Here is a 15,104-nt window from a genome sequence, read left to right as displayed (position 1 = left end):
GAGCACCGCAGGGCGCCTCACGAGGTCTCGACACGCGCCCCAGAGGGCGCTGCTCGACCAGCGAGATGGGGGCGAGCCGCGCGCAGTATTAGGCCGACCTCGACACCGCGCCCCTTTTCGCTGGTCGAGCCTGTCGAGACCCCGTAAGACAATCCACCAAGGCGAGCACCGCAGGGCGTCTCACGAGGTCTCGACACGCGCCCCCAGAGGGCGCTGCTCGACCAGCGAGATGGGGGCGAGCACCGCAGGGCGCCTCACGAGGTCTCGACACGCGCCCCAGAGGGCGCTGCTCGACCAGCGGAATGGGGGCGAGCACCGCAGGGCGCCTCACGAGGTCTCGACACGCGCCCCAGAGGGCGCTGCTCGACCAGCGAAAAGGTTGGAGAGGGGCAGCGCAGGGGCTAGCGCGGGGCGCGCTCCAGGGCGATCGCGGTGCGGATTGCACCACGAGCACGACGGCGGTCACCGGAGGCGTCGTAGGCCAGTCCGAGGCGCAACCAGACCCGCCAGTTGTCGGGCTCGGCATCCGCTTCGGCCTTGAACTGGGGGAATTCGGCGTCAGCGGCCTCGCGATACGGGCGTCCACTGGGGCGTCGTGGTAGGTCATCGAGGGGAAGACCACCCTGCTCCGCGAGCAGGTGGATCAGCCGTTCCGAGTGCATGCCGAACATAATCTCTCGAATCAAAGCCCAGAAACCAATGAGCGGCAGCACGAGTAGTGCCGCGCCAATCGCGATTCCGACCGGTTCACCGGTCTGCATGAACAGCACTGCGCGCCAGCCCATCAGCACGAGATACAGCACCAGCAGCAGCGACATCAGAACAACGGCAATGCGGCCCTTCATGCGGATGCTCCCGGCAAGGTCAGCCCCAGGTCGATGATCTGGTCGAGGCCCACCGTGACGCCGTGTGCCTCCCGTGTCGCGTCGAGGGCAAGCAGAATTCCCTGAATATAGGAATCCGTCGACAGCGTGTTGTGGCTGATGGTGAGGGTCTCCCCCGTGCCACCGAGGAAGACGTCCTGGCGAGCGAGAAGCCCCTCGAGCCGCAAACTGTGCACGGGAATGTTTGACACCTGCTGACCGCGGGCCCGCTGGTCGGTGTGCGGGGCCGACACGGGGCCTCGACCGGCCCGTGCCTTCGCCATGAGTTCCGCCGTGCGCACAGCAGTGCCGGACGGTGAATCCACCTTGCTCGTTTGGTGAGCCTCCACGATCTCAATCGAGTCATAGAAGCGAGCGGCCAGGGTCGCAAACGCGGTGGCGAGCACGGATCCAATCGAAAAGTTGGGGACAATAACAACACCCACGCTCTCAAGCTTCGCGAGTCGATGTGCGAGAGAGCCGATGCGGTCCTGCGACCAGCCCGATGTTCCCACCAGAACATTGAGGCCGTGGTCTACTGCAAAGTCGACCACGCTCTGGCTGACACCCGGCATGGTGAGGTCGACTGCGACATCGGCCCCGAGCATCTCGTCAAGCGAACTCTGCGAGTTCAGCTGTGCCACCAGCTCGTAGCCCTCGGCCTGCTCGATGAGCCCGCACACCAGGCGCCCCATCTTGCCCGTTGCGCCGATTACGGCCACCCTCGTTGTCATAGTGCCAATCTACCAAGCCCCGGCGGAGCCACCCTCCGCCTCGTGTCGAGATCTACGGCCGTACCCTTGGGGTATGCCAATTTTTACGGATGTCTCGGTGTCTGACCCACGCGCCGTCACCCTGCTCACCGAGTATTTCGCCGATCGGGCCCTCTCGTTTCCGGCCGCGCAGGGCACCTATCGACCCGCTTTCCCCACACCGGAGCAGTTCGTTCCGCCACGAGGCGTGTTTCTGCTCCTCAGTGACGGCGACGAGGCCGTCGGGTGCGGCGGCATCCGTCGTCTTACTGATACCCCTGACGGCAACCCGCGGTACGAGATAAAGCACCTGTGGCTGCAGCCCCACGTGCGCGGGCGCGGATGGGGACGTGTTCTGCTCACCGAGCTCGAGCATCGAGCGTCACAGTTCGGCGCTGTCGAGGTGGTTCTGGACACGAATGCGAGCCTCGAGTCCGCTGCGGCCCTGTATCAACGCTCGGGCTACCGAGACATTGCCGCCTACAACGACAATCCAAACGCCACAAACTGGTACCGAAAGGTTCTCAGCAGCGACAGCACTCTGCTCACCAGCGCGCAGCAGGTTGAGGAAACCCCCTGATCAGCACATATACAGCCAAGACGGAACTGCCCGGTAGCGCCTAGAACATGAGGGGTTCGGGCAGACCGGTGCGCAGTTCCACGGGAAGGTGACCGAGGTCGTTGTGGGTCACCAGCGTCCACGGGCGGCCCGGCTTCTGCTGTAATACCGTGAGGCCACAGTGGGCCTGGTTGATGCCGACCCAGCGCCAGTCCGGCGCCCCCAGAACTTCACGCACGAACCACGCGATCACGAAGTTGTGTGTGATGAGCAGGTCGTGACGCTCCCGGCGGCGCGGCTGTAGGAACTCGGCAACCGCGTCCTCCATCTGTGCGCGCCCGGCGTCGATGTCCTCCTCGGTGACGGAACCGAAGAAGGGGTCGTAGGCCGAGGGTGTCTCGCTGGCGCGGCCGGACGGAATGCAGTCCATCAGCAGCGGCGTGGGTTGGGACGTCAGTGCCGGCAGGCGCTCGGCAATGATGCCGGCCGTCTCCTCGGCCCGTTGCAAGGGTGAATGCCAGGCTCCGGTAAAGGGCACACCACCGAGGCGTTCGGCAATCAGCTGCGCCTGCCGCTTACCGCGGGGTGAGAGTGGGCCGTCCTGCAACCCGTGCTCGGCATCCATCTGCTCGCCGTGGCGAACAAGGTAAAGGTATTGGGGCATCATTGGCCCTTTCGATCGGGTGCGGCTGCCCACGAGCAGTCGACGTTCAGAAGAGGGTCGCGGTTAGACGCTGGCCGGAATGATCGACGCAAATGTGTCCTCGGCGAGGGCACCAACCGCCACGATCGAAATCGGCCCGCTCACGAGTTCTGCGGCCAGTTGTTGCACGTCGTCGGCGGTGACGAGAGCAAGACGACGAAGTGCCTCATCGAGGTCGGCAAACTCCCCGAGGGTAATTTCTGACCGACCCAGCCGCGACATGCGGGTGTCCGAATCCTCGAGGGCGAGAGCGGATGCGCCCGACAGCTGTCCCGCGGCCCGTCTCATCTCCTCAGCAGTCACGCCGTGGTCGGCGAGGCGATGAAGCTCACTGAGCAGAAGCTCGGCAACCTGGCCGGCCTTAGCCGGGGAACAGCCGGCGTACATACCGAAGAGACCGGCATCGGAGTACCCCGGTGCGAAGGAGTACACGGAGTAGGCGAGGCCGCGCTTTTCGCGCACTTCCTGGAAGAGGCGTGAGGACATGCCGCCACCGAAGATGGAGTTGAGCACGCTCATGGTGACCCGGCGGTCATCCGTTGCGAGGATGCCGGGCATACCGATGAGCAGGTTGGCCTGCTCCAGTTGCCGGTGCACGATCGTGACCGCTTTGCCCTGCGTAATGGTGGCCGGGTGGTCGGCACGGCGAACCACGGGAACGGCCGGCACGCTGAGGTCCCAGCCGGCGAGTTCAAGGGCTGTGACGACGTCGGCCACGAGAACGTCATGGTCAACCGCGCCGGCAACGGTCACGACGAGGTCCTGCGGACGATAGTTGGCCTGATAGTGCTCGTGCACGGCCGTGCGGGTTGCCCCACGGATGGTGTGCGCGCTGCCACCGATGGGGCGGCCGAGCGGATGGTCGCCGAGCACGGCCTCAAAGAAACGCTCGTTGGCTACGTCGGCCGGATCGTCATCGGCCATGGCGAGCTCTTCAAGGATGACCCCGCGCTCGGTTTCGAACTCCTCGGCATCGAGTGTGGACGATGTCAACATGTCGGTGAGCACCTCAACGGCCATGGACAGGTCGCGGTCCTGCACCTTGGCGTAATAGCAGGTGTATTCCTTGGCGGTCATGGCGTTATGTTCACCGCCCACCTCGTCAAAGGAAATGGCAATGTCGAAGGCCGTGCGCGTGGGCGTGCCCTTGAACAGCAGGTGCTCAAGAAAGTGGGTGGAGCCGAAGTGGCCGGGTAGTTCATCGCGCGAACCGACGGCGACCCAGTAGCCGATAGTGAGGCTGCGACTGCCCGGAACCCGTTCGCTGAGGATTCGCACTCCGCTCGGCAATACGGTGCGCCGAACGAGCGAATCACCGGCCGCGAGGAAGGAGAGTTCGGGTAGGTCTAGAGGAAATTCAACAGCGCCGTTCATATCCTGACCAGCTTAGGCCAGCGGCCGTGCCCGAAGGCGTACCCCAGCGGACCATAAATGCCGACAGACAAGACTGTCTAGTCTGTGCTACAGTCTGGAAATCAGCCCGAGCAGGCTGTCTGTCCCCCACGCGGTCGCTCAACACTTTGTCGTTCCGCAGTATCACTCTCGAGAATCAAGGAGTAACCCCAGATGGTTGCGCTGACAGACACGGTAGCCCGACCGACGACTCACGCCAAGGTGCGAATCCTCGCCACGGCCGATCGCTTGTTCTACGCCGAAGGCGTGCACACGGTGGGCGTGGACCGCATCATCAGTGAGTCCAAGGTCACCAAAGCCACCTTCTACAAGTACTACCGCTCGAAGGATGCTCTCATCGTGGTGTACCTGCAGGGACGCGACCGCGTTGCGCGAGACTTTCTGGCCGCCGTGGAAACCCGGTACGACACACCCGAGCAGCGGTTGCGCGGCATTGTGGCCGAAATCTCCACGCAGGTGACACGCCCCGGCTTCCACGGCTGCCCGTTCATCAATGCTGCTGCCCAGTTTGCCGACCCAAACCATCCCGTTCGCCAGGCCGTCACCGCTCACCGCGACTGGTACGGCGCAGCCGTCGAGGATCTTTTTCGCGGTATGGGTCACGCGCGTCCGGGCGATGCGGCCGATGACTTCTTCCTCGCTCGTGACGGTGCCTTCGCCGGCGCCAACCTGGGCGATCCCATCGGTGCCCACACCGCGCTGCTGCGCTGCATTCAGCGCGTGCTCGACGAGACCGCGGGCTAGAACTTCACCGGGCGGCTCGCCGGCGGCACGCTCACCTCGAGAGTCGGTCGAGCTCCGCCATGTCATTCCTTCTCAAGCGGATGCCGGCCGCGGCAACCAGGGCTTCCACCTGATCAGGATGACTCGCCCCAGCCACCGGAGCACACACCCCGGAACGGGTGAGCAACCAGGCCACCGCGATCGTTGTGGCGGTCACGTCATACTCGGCGGCAATCCGGTCGAGGAGGCTCAGCACCCGCAGGTTTTTTCGGTTGAGGTAGGCACCGGCGCGCTGACCGCGCAACTGACTGGAGACATCCGCTTTGCTGCGATAGCGTCCGGCCAGAAAACCGTGTGCAAGCGGGAAGTAGGGCATGACGGCCATGCCCTGCGCCCGGGTGACAAGGGCCAGTGCAGACTCAAAGTCGGGTCGGCGCACGAGACTGTACTGCGTTTCCAAGGCAACGAACCGCGGTAGACCGTTGGCGGCGAGCACCCGGGCCTCGATGAGTCGTTCGGGTGAGAAGTTGGAGGCGCCCAGATACCGCACCTTGCCGCTCTGCATTATGGCGGCCATCGCCCCGAGGCTCTCCTCGAGGGGTACCGTCTTGTCATCGCCGTGAAAGTACAGCAGATCGATGTAGTCCGTTCCGAGTCTGTCGAGTGAGGCATCGATTGCGCCGATGATGCTCTGCGGGCTCAGGCCCGGGTTGTCGAGGTTGCGCCCGATCTTGGTGGCCACGATGGTCTTGTCGCGCCCGCCCCGAGTGCGCAGCCAGGAACCGATCATGATCTCGCTTCGGCCGGTGGAGTAGCTGTCGGCGGTGTCGATGAAGTTGCCGCCGCGTGCCGCATGTTCGTCCAGAATGCGGCGTCCGGTGTCGCTGTCAACCGTCCAGCCGAAGGAGCTGCAGCCGAGTGCCAACGGGTGTATGCGAAGCGCGGTGTCGGCGATGATCCGCCGGCGAGGCCCGACCGGGTCAGCACTCGGCAGCACGGGCCGCTCTGGCAGGGGCGACATCGGCGGCGTACCGCTCACCGCATGAGCTCCCGTGGGGTGAGCCGTTCGCACTCCTGCAAGTCGGGACATCCGCGTCTCCTCCGTGTTGGGGCGACCATAACCCGAAAACACCGTCAGAGCACGAAGACTCGACGACCTGCCCAAAAAAGATCGGCAGGACGGCACTTTGGTCGGGTAGAAGTATGGGAAGCGCCCCTGACGGGGTCCAGCTGGCGGGTCGCAAGTTAGGGTAGAGGGGAGAGCGAATTCGTGCGGAAGCCGATGTAGGGCCCACTTTTGGCCTGCCGAATCATTCGCCGGAAAGCATTCATGACTCAACTCGCCGACGTGACCAATATCAACGTGCCCGTCGAAGCACGCCGCCGCCGAACCTTTGCGGTGATTTCGCACCCGGATGCCGGAAAATCGACGCTGACGGAGGCGCTTCTTCTGCATGCGCGCGCCATCACTCACGCCGGTGCCGTGCATGGCAAGGCCGGCCGCGGCGGCACCGTCTCGGACTGGATGGAGATGGAAAAGGCGCGCGGGATTTCGGTCACGAGCGCGGCGATCCAGTTCGAGTACGACGATGCAGTGATCAACCTGGTGGACACCCCCGGGCACGCTGACTTCTCGGAAGACACCTTTCGCGTGTTGTCGGCCGTGGACGCCGCGGTCATGCTCGTTGATGCCAACAAGGGCCTCGAACCGCAGACCATGAAACTTTTCGCCGTGTGCAAGCAGCGCGGCCTGCCCGTGATCACCGTCATCAACAAGTGGGACCGCCCCGGCGCCTCCCCGTTGGCGCTGATGGATGAGATCCAGAACCGCACCGGCCTGCTGCCCACGCCGCTGAACTGGCCCGTGGGTGAGGCGGGTGATCTGCGCGGGGTCATGGATCGCCGTTCCGGTGATTTCCTGCGTTTCACCCGCACCCCCGGTGGTGCCACCGTAGCCGAGTCCACTCGGCTGAGTGCCGCCGAGGCGGCCGCCGAAGAGGGTGTTGCCTGGGCAAACGCCACCGATGAATCCGACCTGCTCGATGCCGAGGGCCAGAATCACGACTCAGAGCTGTTTCTGGCGGGTGACACCACCCCGGTGCTGTTCTGTGCCGCCGTGGCGAACTTCGGTGTACAGCAGCTGCTCGATACACTGGTGGAATTCGCGCCGCCGGCTGAGGCCCGCCCCGACATCGACGGTGTTCCCCGCGCCGTGACGAGCGCCTTCTCCGGGTTCGTGTTCAAGGTGCAGTCCGGAATGAACACCGCACACCGCGACCACGTGGCCTATGTCCGCGTTGTCTCCGGTGAATTTCGTCGTGGCATGATCGTGACGCACGCCGCAACCGGTCGTCCCTTTGCCACGAAGTACGCGCAGCAGCTCTTCGGACGCGAGCGCACCGTGATTGACCAGGCGTGGCCGGGAGACATCGTGGGTCTTGTTAACGCCTCCGCGCTGCGCGTGGGTGACTCGATCTTCGAAGACGAACCGGTGGAGTACCCGCCGCTGCCGCTGTTCTCCCCCGAACATTTTCGTGCGATCCGTCCGGTGGACAGCAGTAAGCACAAGCAGTTTCGGCGTGGCATCGAGCAGCTCGACCACGAGGGCGTCATTCAGGTGATGCGCTCGGAGCTGCGCGGCGAGCAGGCTCCGGTGCTGGGTGCCGTGGGGCCGATGCAGTTCGAGGTGGTGGAAGACCGCATGGTGCACGACTTCCATGCTGACATTCGCATGGAGGCGTTGCCCTACCAGGTGGCCCGGCGCACGGACAAGGCCAGCGCACTACTGCTGGCGCCGATGCGTCAGGTGGAGGTCTTCACCCGTTCTGACGGCACCCTCTTGGCTCTGTTCAGCACTCCGTGGCGGTTGCAGGCGATTCACCGGGAGAACCCGGACCTGGTTCTGATTGACATCGCGAACGCGACGGTCGACGACTTTCGCTAGCCCTGTGCATTAAACAGCACCGAGGAATAACCAAAACTGGCCGCACCCCGAGGGGCGCGGCCAGTTCTGTGTGTAGCGGAGGCGACTAGGCGTCGACGACCACGGACGTGATCAGCGGGCTGCGACGGTACTTGCGGTTCATCCAACGGCTCACCGATGTGGTGAAGAGGTCTTCGAGCTCGGCACCGTTGACGGTCTTCACCCGGTTGGCAACCTTCATCGCTTCGTCGATGACCTTGGTGGCGCCGCGAACCCACTCGTCGTCGTGCACAAAGCCACGAGCGAGGAATTCGACGGGCTCGGAGAGCAGGCCGGTCTTGGCGTTCAGAATTCCCAGAATGGTGATGGTGCCGTCTTCGGCGAGGCGACGGCGATCTTCCATGGCGGCCTCGGAGGCGCCACCGACGGTCATGCCGTCCACGAAGACGTAGTCGGCCACAACACGGCCGGTGATCGACGCGCGACCATCGACGAGGTCGACGACAACGCCGTCTTCCACGATGAGAACGCGGTCTTCTTCAACACCGGTCTGCACCGCGAGCTCGGCGTTGGCCTTGAGGTGACGCCATTCACCGTGCACGGGCATCACGTTGGTGGGCTTGACGATGTTGTAGCAGTAGACGAGTTCGCCGGCACTGGCGTGACCGGAGACGTGCACCTTGGCGTTGCCCTTGTGCACAACGTTGGCGCCCCAGCGGGTGAGTCCGTTGATGACCCGGTAGATCGAGTTCTCGTTACCCGGGATCAGCGAGCTCGCGAGCAGAACGGTGTCGCCCTCGCCGATCTTGATGATGTGCTCACGGTTGGCCATGCGCGACAGGGCCGCCATGGGCTCACCCTGCGAACCGGTGCAGATGAGAACGACCTTGTCGTCCTTCATCCGCTCGAGTGCCTTCATGTCCACGATCAGGCCCTTGGGAACGTTGAGGTAGCCCAGCTCCGTGGCAATGCCCATGTTACGAACCATGGAGCGACCCACAAAGGCAACCTTGCGGTTGTGCTTCACGGCGGCGTCAATGACCTGCTGAATGCGGTGCACGTGGCTCGCGAAGCTCGACACGATGATGCGTCGCGGAGACGTGCGGAACACGGTGTCGATGGCCGGTCCGATGTCCTTCTCGGCCGTGGTGAAGCCCGGAACCTCGGCGTTGGTGGAGTCGGTGAGGAACAGATCGACGCCCTCTTCGGCCAGACGCGCGAACGCACCCAGGTCGGTGAGGCGCTTGTCGAGGGGGAACTGGTCCATCTTGAAGTCACCGGTGTGCAGCAGAAGACCGGCCTCGGTGCGCAACGCAATTGCGAGCCCGTCGGGGATGGAGTGGTTCACGGCGATGAATTCCAGGTCGAACACGCCGACGGTGCGACGTTCGCCTTCCTTCACCTCGATGAAGTTCTGGCTCAGGCGGTGTTCCTGCAGCTTGGCCGCGAGGAAGGCGAGGGTGAGCTTGGCGCCGATGACGGGGATGTCACCGCGTTCCTTGAGCAGGTACGGCACCGCGCCGATGTGGTCTTCGTGTCCGTGGGTCAGCACGATTGCTTCAATGTCCTGCAGGCGGTCGCGCAGAATGCTGAAGTCGGGCAGAATCACGTTGATGCCGGGCTGGTTGTCCTCGGGGAAGAGAACGCCGCAGTCAATGATGAGCAGCTTTCCCTTGTGCTCGAAAACGGTCATGTTGCGACCGATTTCGCCCAGTCCTCCCAGGGGGATGATGCGCAGGCCGCGCTTGGGCAGAACGGGCGGGGCCGACAGATCAAGGTCGTGGGTACTCATGAAACTCTTTTCTCTTGTACGGTGATGCAGGTCTCAGCTTGAGGAGACACAGGAGTACAGGGTTTTTCACCGGGGAACCAACGATGTAAGTCGCATGAAGTTCAACCGGATGCCTGGCCTGAGTCACAAAAAATGGCGGGCACCAGTGAGGTGCGTTGTGCCACTAGCTTTTCCAGTGTACCGGGACGAGGGAAACACCGAGTCATCGAGACGCCACGAACATCGACTTTGGGCTTGCGGCGGCCTCGCAGGTGTCACGGAGCCTGCGGCGATACGATCAAGGAATGGACACTTCCTCGCTGTATGAGATCCCCCTCACCCTTATCGATGGCACCCCGACAACGTTCGGCGAATTCCGCGGGAAGACCGTGCTGGTGGTGAACGTGGCGTCGAAGTGCGGCTTCACCCCGCAGTATGCCGGACTGGAGGCGCTCTACGCCCAGTACGCAACCGACGGCCTCGTCATTCTGGGCATGCCGAGCAATCAGTTCATGGGTCAGGAACCGGGCAACGAGGATGACATTGCCTCCTTCTGCGGCCTCACCTACGGCGTGACGTTCCCGATGACCAGCAAGATCGATGTGCGTGGCAAGGACCAGCATCCGCTTTTCACGGAGCTGACCAAGTTCAAGCGCGGCATCCTTCCGGGTCTGGTGAAGTGGAACTTCGAAAAGTTTCTGGTGAACGGCGACGGAAAGATCGTTGACCGTTTCGCGTCCACGGTGGAACCGCAGTCAACCGAGATTGTGGACGCCATCAAGAAGAGTCTCGCGACGCAGCCCACCGCGTAAGCACCGCCTGGGCGTGCCGCAGCACGGGTTCATCGATCATGCGGCCACCGAACTGGAAGACACCACGCTCGGTCGCGGCTGCCGCCAGAAGCGCGTGGGCGTGCGCCACGGCATCCGCTGTGGGCTCGTACGCCGCGCGAATGACGCTCACCTGACTCGGGTGGATGCAGGCCGTTGCCCGGAACCCACTGGCCACGGCATCGGCGGCCTCCAGACCGAGACCGTCGGTGTCGGGAATGTCGAGGTAGACGGAATCGATGGCCGCCACTCCGGCGGCACCGGCCGCGATGAGTACCGTGTTGCGCGCGTGCCGAGCCACCTCGCGGTAGCGCCCCGCCACATCGCGGCTGGATGTTCCGCCGAGCGAGGCGATGAGGTCCTCAGCGCCCCACATGAGCGCGACGACGTTGGGGGCGGCGGCGAGCAGAGCGGCCCCCTGCACGCCGGCGGCCGTTTCACACAGCGCAATCACCTCGTAGGCCGCCAACTCGGTCATCTGTGCGGCGGATTCGGCCTTCGCCGCCATCACGAAGCGGTAGTCGGTTGCGGCCAGGGCAACCAGGTCACGGGCACACTCGGCTGACCCCACGGGGTTGACGCGCACGATGGTGCGCTCGGGGTCCAGCGGATGCTGCACGAGAGCCGCCCGCGCCTCCTCGCGATTCGCCGGCGAGACGGCGTCTTCCAGATCGATGATGACCGCATCGGCGCGTTCGGCAGCCTTATCGAAGCGTTCGGGGCGGTCCGCCGGGCAAAAGAGCAGGGCCGGGCCGAGCTCAAACGTCACGGCGCCGCGTCCTTGCACCACACCATGACCGTGCGCACTGCGGTGGCAACCACGTCCCGGTACTGATTGCGCCCGGTATGGGTGAGCGTGATGATGCCCTGCCCGGGGCGTGAGACCGACATCCGCTTGCTCGTGACCACGGTTTCGGCGTACAGCGTGTCGCCGTGATGCAAGGGGTGCGGAAAGGTGACCTCACTGAAGCCGAGATTGGCCACGATGGTGCCCTGGGTGAGCTGAGACACAGATGCCCCCACCAGCGTCGACAACGTCCACATGGAGTTCATCAGTCGCTCGCCAAAAGGCTGGGTCGCTGCCCAGGCCGCATCCAGGTGCAAACCCTGCGTATTCATGGTCATGGTGGTGAACATGACATTGTCGGCCTCGGTTGCGGTGCGACCCGGGCGGTGCAGGTAGCGCACGGTGAGATCGAATTCCTCGAAGAACAGCCCGCGCTGTTCGATGTTTGGTCGGTCGTCTTTCATGTGGTTCTCGCCCCTTCGGCGTGTAACGGCTGGTGTGTGCGGGCGCTGGCTCAGCCCGCGAAGCCGAGTGCCCGGGAAATGACCATGAGCTGCACCTCGGTGGTGCCCTCGCCCAGTTCGAGCACCTTCGAATCACGATAGTGGCGTGCCACCAGATTCTCGTTCATGAAGCCGTAACCACCGAAGATCTGTGTCGCGTCGCGGGCATTGTCCATGGCCGCTTCGCTGCCCACCATCTTGGCGATGGAGGCCTCCATCTTGAACGGCTTGCCGTTGATCATTTTGAGGGCCGCGTCGTAGTAGGCCAGGCGAGCGGTGTGCACGCGGGCCTGCATCCGGGCAATTTTGAACGCGATGTGCTGATTGGAGCCGATGGAACGGCCGAACACATTGCGGCTGTTCGCGTAGCGGATGGACTCCTCGAGGCAGCCCTGGGCAGCTCCGGTGCAGAGTGCGGCAAAGGCAATGCGGCCCTCGTCAAGCGTCTGCACAAAGTTAGCGAAGCCACGGCCACGCTCGCCGAGCAGGTTGGCTTCGGGTACACGCACGTTGTCGAACACCAGCGGATGCGTGTCGGACGTGTGCCAGCCCACCTTGTCATAGGGCGGCAGCGCCGTGAACCCGGGCGTGGGGGTGGGCACGAGAATGGCGGTGAGTTCCTTTTTGATCGAGCCGTCGACGCGGGTGGACTGTCCCGTGACCGCCGTCACGGTGACGAGGCGCGTGATCTCGGAACCGGAGTTGGTGATGAACTGTTTGGTGCCGTTGATCACCCACTCGCCGCCCGTGAGTTCAGCGGTGGTCTTGGTGCCCGCGGCGTCGGAACCGGCATCCGCTTCGGTGAGACCAAATGCGGCGAGCGCCGAGCCACTGGCCAGGCGCGGAACCCACTCTTCCTTCTGCGCCTCGGTGCCACTGCGATACACAGGCATGATCCCGAGGCCCACGCCGGCTTCGAGTGTGACGGCGATGCTCTGGTCGGCTCGGGCGAGCTGCTCCACCGCGAGGCAGAGCGCAAAGTAGTCCTTGCCCTGGCCGCCGTACTCCACGGGGAAGGGCAGACCGAACAGGCCCATGTCGCCCATCTGCGCAATGATGCCGTAGGGCAGGCTGCGCTTCGTGTCGTACTCGTAGGCGGCGGGGGCCACGACGGTGTCGGCAAAGTCGCGCACCGTGTTGCTCAGGGCCTGGTATTCGGGGGTGAGTTCGTAGCTCATTGTGTAGCTCCCTTGTCTGTCGTATTGTCTGGACTTGGCTCTGGTGTGACGGTGGCAACGATCTGGTCGAGCTTCACGAGGGCGCCGACGCCAACGTTGATGGTGACCCGCCCTTCGGTTTGAGCCACGAGTTTGTGCTCCATTTTCATGGCTTCCACCACGAGCAGTGTCTGGCCGGCTTCGACCGCATCACCACTCGCGGCGTTCACCGTAATGACCGTTCCGGGCATCGGCGAGCGCACATCGGGGCTCATCGTTCCCGGCACCCGATCGCGGGCAAGCAGGTGTTCGGCCAGTTGCTCGGCGCGTGAGCGATGCCGGAGCGAGAGGGAGAAGCCCGCGGCGCCGAGATACAGCTCCGCACCGCCTGCTGTTGTGCCGCGATGCGCAACCTCGTAGACGCGGGTCATGCCCCGGTAGTCGGCGCTCACGCTTCCGTCGCCGGTCACCCGGATACCGGCCGCAACCGGCGTACCCGTACCCACGCCCCTATCCACGGTGACGGATGCCGCACTTGGCATCCCCAGAACCCACACGTCTACCGACTCGGTCGCCGACACCCCCAGGCAGTACCGGCTGGCGCGCGGCTCGCCCAGTCGCCACCCGGTGGGGCGGGCCCACACACCGTTCGCGTCGGCGACCGTGGACTCCTCCAGTGCGCGCTGGTGCAGAAACAGTGCGGCCGCGGCGAGAAGGTGATCGTCGGCACCGCGAAAGGCGAGGGTGGGCAGCCGGCGTTCGATCAGACCGGTGTCGAGGTGTCCGGCGCGCACGTCCGGGTCCTGCAGCAGCAGTCGCAGGTATTCAATATTGGTGTGCACTCCGAGAACGACGGTGTCGCCCAGCGCCTGATCGAGCCGGGTGAGGGCGCCGAGGCGGGTGGGCGCCCACGCGATTACCTTGGCGAGCATCGGGTCGTAGTGCGAGGCGATGTCGAGCCCGTCCACGAGCGAACTGTCCACGCGGATGCCCTCGCCCTGCGCCTCCTGCAGTCGCAGCACGGTACCCGTCGTGGGCAGAAAACCACGCTCGGGGTTTTCGGCATACAAACGCGCCTCAATCGCATGGCCGGTCAGGTGAACGTCGGACTGCAGGAGGGTGAGGGGCTCCCCCGCGGCAATGCGCACCTGCCAGTCCACCAGGTCAATGCCGGTCACCATCTCGGTAACCGGGTGCTCCACCTGAAGCCGGGTGTTCATCTCCATAAAGAAGAATTCACCGGGCGCGGCGTCGGAAACCAGAAACTCCACGGTGCCGGCACCGGTGTAGCCCACGCTGCGGGCGGCGGCGCAGGCCGCTTCGCCGATGCGCGCCCGGGTGGCCTCATCCAGGAGCGGAGACGGCGCCTCCTCGATCACCTTCTGGTGGCGGCGCTGCAGGGAACACTCGCGCTCGCCCAGGTGGATGGTGGCGCCGTAGTTGTCGGCCAACACCTGTACCTCAATGTGCCGCGGGGTGGCGATGAGGCGTTCGATGAGCAGGGTGTCGTCACCGAAGGCACCGAGCGCCACTCGTCTGGCCGTCTCGAGGGTCTCCGCGAGGTCTTCCTCGCGTTCGACCACGTGCATTCCCTTGCCGCCGCCGCCCGCCGAGGGCTTGATCAGCATCGGATAGCCCACGGAGGCGGCCGCTTCGATGAGTTGGGCGTTGCTGAGACCCGGTTCGGCGATGCCGGGAATGGTGGGTACTCCGTACCCGGCCACGTGGTTCTTCGAGCGGATCTTGTCGCCCATCATGGTGAGCGCGTGCACGCTGGGTCCAATGAACACAATGCCGGCGTCGGCGCACAACCGGGCGAAAGACTCGTTCTCGCTCAGAAATCCATACCCCGGGTGGATGGCCTGAGCACCGGTCTGGGCAGCGGCATCGAGAACGGCGTGAACGTTGAGGTAGCTGTCGGCGGGAGCCGGGCCACCGAGGCGCACGGCGGCATCCGCGAGCGACACATGACGCGCGTTGCGGTCGGCGTCGCTGTACACGGCAATGGAGCGGATGCCCTGAGCGCGCAGGGTGCGAATGATGCGGCAGGCGATCTCACCGCGGTTGGCAACGAGAACGGTGTCGAAGAAAGTGGTGGCATGGGTCGCTGTCATGTTGTC

14 protein-coding genes are annotated in these 15,104 nt (G+C 64.4%); 4 read left to right on the top strand and 10 right to left on the bottom strand.

Annotated features, from left to right (window positions below; genetic code table 11):
- Window positions 1-401: 401 nt before the first annotated feature.
- Window positions 402-845, bottom strand: a complete 444-nt coding sequence (locus H4V99_RS06695) for a hypothetical protein (protein WP_280676658.1) — start codon at window positions 843-845, stop codon at window positions 402-404.
- Window positions 842-1,597 (bottom strand): 4-hydroxy-tetrahydrodipicolinate reductase, encoded by a 756-nt coding sequence (dapB, locus tag H4V99_RS06690; RefSeq protein ID WP_348522356.1) that lies wholly within the window; start codon window positions 1,595-1,597, stop codon window positions 842-844. Before dapB ends, H4V99_RS06695 begins: the two co-directional genes overlap by 4 nt.
- Before the next feature lie 73 nt (window positions 1,598-1,670).
- Between dapB and H4V99_RS06685 the strand changes: the two genes are divergently transcribed.
- A complete protein-coding gene (locus H4V99_RS06685; RefSeq protein WP_280676656.1) occupies window positions 1,671-2,195 on the top strand; it encodes a GNAT family N-acetyltransferase in 525 nt (174 codons plus the stop codon).
- Window positions 2,196-2,235: 40 nt separating this feature from the next.
- Here H4V99_RS06685 and H4V99_RS06680 read toward each other — a convergent pair whose 3' ends face one another.
- Both H4V99_RS06680 and H4V99_RS06675 read right to left on the bottom strand, forming a co-directional pair.
- Window positions 2,236-2,838 carry a histidine phosphatase family protein gene (locus tag H4V99_RS06680; protein ID WP_280679999.1) on the bottom strand — a complete coding sequence of 201 codons (603 nt, stop codon included), beginning with the start codon at window positions 2,836-2,838 and terminating at the stop codon, window positions 2,236-2,238.
- 63 nt (window positions 2,839-2,901) lie between these two features.
- The gene (locus H4V99_RS06675) at window positions 2,902-4,251 is read right to left on the bottom strand and encodes a pitrilysin family protein (protein ID WP_280676655.1); all 1,350 of its coding nucleotides are present in this window, start codon (window positions 4,249-4,251) and stop codon (window positions 2,902-2,904) included.
- Between the two features lie 192 nt (window positions 4,252-4,443).
- Between H4V99_RS06675 and H4V99_RS06670 the strand changes: the two genes are divergently transcribed.
- Window positions 4,444-5,034: a TetR/AcrR family transcriptional regulator gene (locus H4V99_RS06670; protein WP_280676654.1), complete on the top strand. Its 591-nt coding sequence runs from the start codon at window positions 4,444-4,446 to the stop codon at window positions 5,032-5,034.
- A 31-nt stretch (window positions 5,035-5,065) separates the two neighbouring features.
- Here H4V99_RS06670 and H4V99_RS06665 read toward each other — a convergent pair whose 3' ends face one another.
- Complete coding sequence (locus H4V99_RS06665) at window positions 5,066-6,103, bottom strand: aldo/keto reductase (RefSeq protein WP_280676653.1); 1,038 nt, start codon at window positions 6,101-6,103, stop codon at window positions 5,066-5,068.
- A 240-nt stretch (window positions 6,104-6,343) separates the two neighbouring features.
- On the opposite strand from H4V99_RS06665, the gene H4V99_RS06660 reads away from it, so the two are divergent.
- The gene (locus H4V99_RS06660; protein ID WP_280676652.1) at window positions 6,344-7,957 is read left to right on the top strand and encodes a peptide chain release factor 3; all 1,614 of its coding nucleotides are present in this window, start codon (window positions 6,344-6,346) and stop codon (window positions 7,955-7,957) included.
- An 85-nt stretch (window positions 7,958-8,042) separates the two neighbouring features.
- Here H4V99_RS06660 and H4V99_RS06655 read toward each other — a convergent pair whose 3' ends face one another.
- Window positions 8,043-9,728 (bottom strand): ribonuclease J, encoded by a 1,686-nt coding sequence (locus H4V99_RS06655; RefSeq protein ID WP_280676651.1) that lies wholly within the window; start codon window positions 9,726-9,728, stop codon window positions 8,043-8,045.
- 284 nt (window positions 9,729-10,012) lie between these two features.
- On the opposite strand from H4V99_RS06655, the gene H4V99_RS06650 reads away from it, so the two are divergent.
- Window positions 10,013-10,519, top strand: coding sequence for a glutathione peroxidase (locus H4V99_RS06650; RefSeq protein ID WP_280676650.1), 507 nt, complete (start codon window positions 10,013-10,015; stop codon window positions 10,517-10,519).
- Here the strand turns inward: H4V99_RS06650 and H4V99_RS06645 are convergent.
- The 4 genes from H4V99_RS06645 to H4V99_RS06630 are packed head-to-tail and all read right to left on the bottom strand — an operon-like array spanning window position 10,485 to window position 15,098.
- On the bottom strand, window positions 10,485-11,306 hold the full coding sequence (locus H4V99_RS06645; protein WP_280676648.1) for a CoA ester lyase: 822 nt from the start codon (window positions 11,304-11,306) through the stop codon (window positions 10,485-10,487). The genes H4V99_RS06650 and H4V99_RS06645 overlap by 35 nt on opposite strands.
- Window positions 11,303-11,788, bottom strand: a complete 486-nt coding sequence (locus H4V99_RS06640; protein ID WP_280676646.1) for a MaoC family dehydratase — start codon at window positions 11,786-11,788, stop codon at window positions 11,303-11,305. The genes H4V99_RS06645 and H4V99_RS06640 overlap by 4 nt, the downstream gene beginning before the upstream one ends.
- 50 nt (window positions 11,789-11,838) lie before the next feature.
- Window positions 11,839-13,005 carry an acyl-CoA dehydrogenase family protein gene (locus tag H4V99_RS06635; protein WP_280676644.1) on the bottom strand — a complete coding sequence of 389 codons (1,167 nt, stop codon included), beginning with the start codon at window positions 13,003-13,005 and terminating at the stop codon, window positions 11,839-11,841.
- Window positions 13,002-15,098: a biotin carboxylase N-terminal domain-containing protein gene (locus H4V99_RS06630; RefSeq protein ID WP_280676642.1), complete on the bottom strand. Its 2,097-nt coding sequence runs from the start codon at window positions 15,096-15,098 to the stop codon at window positions 13,002-13,004. Before H4V99_RS06630 ends, H4V99_RS06635 begins: the two co-directional genes overlap by 4 nt.
- Window positions 15,099-15,104 lie beyond the last annotated feature (6 nt).

This window comes from Cryobacterium sp. CG_9.6 (assembly GCF_029893365.1).
GTDB lineage: Bacteria > Actinomycetota > Actinomycetes > Actinomycetales > Microbacteriaceae > Cryobacterium.
The sequence above is the reverse complement of the archived record's forward strand: the minus strand, read 5'-3'. Positions and strand labels throughout refer to the sequence as shown.

Bases quoted from the DNA above. Each gene is read 5' to 3' on its own strand.
- H4V99_RS06695 (WP_280676658.1), bottom strand. From the start codon at position 845: ATGAAGGGCCGCATTGCCGTTGTTCTGATGTCGCTGCTGCTGGTGCTG.
- dapB (WP_348522356.1), bottom strand. From the start codon at position 1,597: ATGACAACGAGGGTGGCCGTAATCGGCGCAACGGGCAAGATGGGGCGC.
- H4V99_RS06685 (WP_280676656.1), top strand. From the start codon at position 1,671: ATGCCAATTTTTACGGATGTCTCGGTGTCTGACCCACGCGCCGTCACC.
- H4V99_RS06680 (WP_280679999.1), bottom strand. From the start codon at position 2,838: ATGCCCCAATACCTTTACCTTGTTCGCCACGGCGAGCAGATGGATGCC.
- H4V99_RS06675 (WP_280676655.1), bottom strand. From the start codon at position 4,251: ATGAACGGCGCTGTTGAATTTCCTCTAGACCTACCCGAACTCTCCTTC.
- H4V99_RS06670 (WP_280676654.1), top strand. From the start codon at position 4,444: ATGGTTGCGCTGACAGACACGGTAGCCCGACCGACGACTCACGCCAAG.
- H4V99_RS06665 (WP_280676653.1), bottom strand. From the start codon at position 6,103: ATGTCCCGACTTGCAGGAGTGCGAACGGCTCACCCCACGGGAGCTCAT.
- H4V99_RS06660 (WP_280676652.1), top strand. From the start codon at position 6,344: ATGACTCAACTCGCCGACGTGACCAATATCAACGTGCCCGTCGAAGCA.
- H4V99_RS06655 (WP_280676651.1), bottom strand. From the start codon at position 9,728: ATGAGTACCCACGACCTTGATCTGTCGGCCCCGCCCGTTCTGCCCAAG.
- H4V99_RS06650 (WP_280676650.1), top strand. From the start codon at position 10,013: ATGGACACTTCCTCGCTGTATGAGATCCCCCTCACCCTTATCGATGGC.
- H4V99_RS06640 (WP_280676646.1), bottom strand. From the start codon at position 11,788: ATGAAAGACGACCGACCAAACATCGAACAGCGCGGGCTGTTCTTCGAG.
- H4V99_RS06635 (WP_280676644.1), bottom strand. From the start codon at position 13,005: ATGAGCTACGAACTCACCCCCGAATACCAGGCCCTGAGCAACACGGTG.
- H4V99_RS06630 (WP_280676642.1), bottom strand. From the start codon at position 15,098: ATGACAGCGACCCATGCCACCACTTTCTTCGACACCGTTCTCGTTGCC.